This is a genomic window from Cupriavidus sp. SIMBA_020, from assembly GCF_046535395.1.
Classification (GTDB): domain Bacteria; phylum Pseudomonadota; class Gammaproteobacteria; order Burkholderiales; family Burkholderiaceae; genus Cupriavidus; species Cupriavidus campinensis.
The window spans coordinates 1-275 of sequence record NZ_JAWRWU010000491.1 but is presented as its reverse complement, the minus strand read 5'-3'; the positions used below and the strand labels follow the sequence as shown (position 1 = coordinate 275).

Here is a 275-nt window from a genome sequence, read left to right as displayed (position 1 = left end):
AATCTCGGGTCGTTTCAAATCAGAGGCGTGGGCGCCAATCGAGTCCAGATACGGGTGGATGGCGCCAGAGTCCAGGAGCAGATTCAGGACGGCAATCGCAATTTCGTCGATTTGTCGACGTTGAAATCCGTCGAAATCATGCATGGCCCCGCCTCTGTGCTGTGGGGAGCGGACGCGCTGGGCGGCCTGGTCATGTACCGGACACTAGACCCGGAAGACCTGCTGAATGGGACTTCCAATCCCTACGCGGGTCAGGCGGGGCTCGGCTACGACAG

General features: G+C 60.0%; 1 protein-coding gene. It reads left to right on the top strand.

What is annotated here, in order from left to right; translation table 11 throughout:
* Positions 1 to 18 precede the first annotated feature (18 nt).
* Positions 19 to 275, top strand: a 257-nt coding sequence (locus tag SB751_RS30200; protein ID WP_410749047.1) for a TonB-dependent receptor plug domain-containing protein, incomplete at its 3' end; no start/stop codon positions are given.